This window comes from Alicyclobacillus fructus, assembly GCF_017329605.1.
In the GTDB taxonomy this organism is placed as follows: Bacteria; Bacillota; Bacilli; order Alicyclobacillales; family Alicyclobacillaceae; genus Alicyclobacillus; species Alicyclobacillus fructus.
In genome coordinates this window covers 1-1,900 of the sequence record NZ_JAFMTY010000057.1, presented here as the reverse complement: position 1 = coordinate 1,900, position 1,900 = coordinate 1, and the positions used below count along the sequence as shown (strand labels likewise).

At 60.7% G+C, this 1,900-nt stretch carries 2 protein-coding genes; one reads left to right on the top strand and one right to left on the bottom strand.

Annotation, left to right across the window (positions count from 1 at the left end):
- Positions 1 to 1,464 (bottom strand): ISLre2 family transposase (locus tag J3481_RS14270; protein ID WP_206882516.1); only part of this gene is annotated, 1,464 nt, incomplete at its 3' end.
- Between the two features lie 181 nt (positions 1,465 to 1,645).
- On the opposite strand from J3481_RS14270, the gene J3481_RS15135 reads away from it, so the two are divergent.
- A partial coding sequence (locus tag J3481_RS15135; protein WP_206832785.1) for a transposase family protein occupies positions 1,646 to 1,900 on the top strand: 255 nt, incomplete at its 3' end.

Genomic DNA, 1,900 nt, shown 5'->3' with positions numbered 1-1,900 from the left:
CCCCCCCGCCCCCCGGCCCCCCCCCGCGGCGCGCCCCCCCCCCCCCCCCCCCCCCCACCCGCCCCCCCCCCCCGCCCCCCCCCCCCCCCCCCCCACCAGTGCTGGCATATGGGTCGAAAGCCATCTCGCCGCATCCTCCACCTTGCGCGCGATCTCTGCTTCATTCACGGAGACTCGCGTCGGCACGACTGGCTTCTTTGTGGGCTTCACACGCTCGGGCTGTGCAATCACCTGCAGGGTTTCCCCATTCGCACGAGCCGTCATCAGGCGCACCAGCGCGTCTGCTCCTTGCTTGCTCCAGCGCGCCCCATGGCGCTTCATCCGGCGCGCCACATGGTGAAACACCTGGCCTTCAATCATGCCTAAACTCACCACATCCCCGCTGTCCACGATGCCGTCCCAGTGTTCCTTCAGATATCCCTTCAGCCGCGCAATTCGCTGCTTCTTCGCACCTTGGCTCCGACGCTCGGCCTTCGTCAGCACAGCCTCAACGCGCGACCAATCCTCCGCGTTGAGTGCATCCCAAACCTTCTGGTACGCCTCCGTCTCCCGACCCAAAGCCCTCACGAGCGCCTGTCGGAGGTGGAACGGGTCTAACCGGTGTCGAGCGCCTGGCAACATACTGGCCCCTTGCTTCGCCCATGCCGCGCCATCTGTCCCCAGCCAGCACCTCTCCACACGGCCCCAGTCCCAGACGCGTCCAAACGCCGTCACGGCTCCCTCCCAGAATCTTTCGCCTTCCTCCGTCCCCGCCACCACGTATCGTGTCACCAACGCACGCCGGTCGGGCTTTCGTTCGTCCTTCCCTTCGTACGCCACCGCCAGCTTCACTTCCAGGTGCGACTGGCCCTCTTCCTGCCTGCGACTACGCACATATACGCCGTCTGCTTCCACGTGCAGCGTCTCCACCTCACGTGTTCCGGGCGTCGACGCTCCTCGCCCAAACACCTCATCCCGTTCCAACGCCGCCCGCGCCCGCTTCGCTCCTCCAAGCCGCTGCACTTCTTGCCAGATGGCCATGGCACTGATGTCAGGCACCCACGTCTGGAGAATCTTCGCGGCCCGGTGATACGACACATCCAGTGCTAACGCGACGGCTTGCTCCCTCAGCCTGGGGGACAACCTCCGGCGCGGCTCCAGCCCCAAAACGTCATCTAGCAGGAAACAGCGCTCGCCCGTCTCTTTATTCCGGTAGTACCGTCGCTCATACGTGATTTCGCCTACCGTCGTCGCGACGGTTCGAAACTTGCGATGAATCAGCTCCCACTGACGCTTGTCACGCTGCTCCGCCAAATGCGCATCCCACACCTCGAGCATGTGTTGGACGAGTTCTTTGGTGGCAGTTGAGAGCGCTCCTCCCACGCCTTCTTCGAGGGTAGAGAAGTCGCAAGGGTGAGAAGCCAATTCTTGTAAAGCAAACACTATGTGCAGGAAAGCATCGAGGACGCGTCGAATGTCCAGCATAAGAGACCTCACTCCTTTGACCGCGCTGCAACGCGGTGTGATTTGGTTCCAGCCCAGTGAGGTCTCTTTCTTTGTTGCCCTCTGAATTCCTCCCCGGGGCAACCCCTACTCAAACTTTATACGCTCTCATTCGACAACATGTTTGTCGCTTCAATGCTACGCTTGAAAGGAGGTGAGACATATGGTCGAATGTTCTTCGCCGTTCTATCCAGATTTCGTCGTTATGGGAGCGTTTTTCAGTGAGACGATGATCGTCTTGCGACTCGCTTCCGTCCAACGGGGCAATCACTGTCCAACATGCGGTACTTGGTCAGAACGCGTTCACAGTCAGCGGTATCGAACGGTTCAGGACATTCCTTTGTTCGGCAAAACGGTCTTCCTTCGCGTCCGTTCACGCAAATTTTTCTGCGATTGCTCATCTTGTTCCACTCGCATT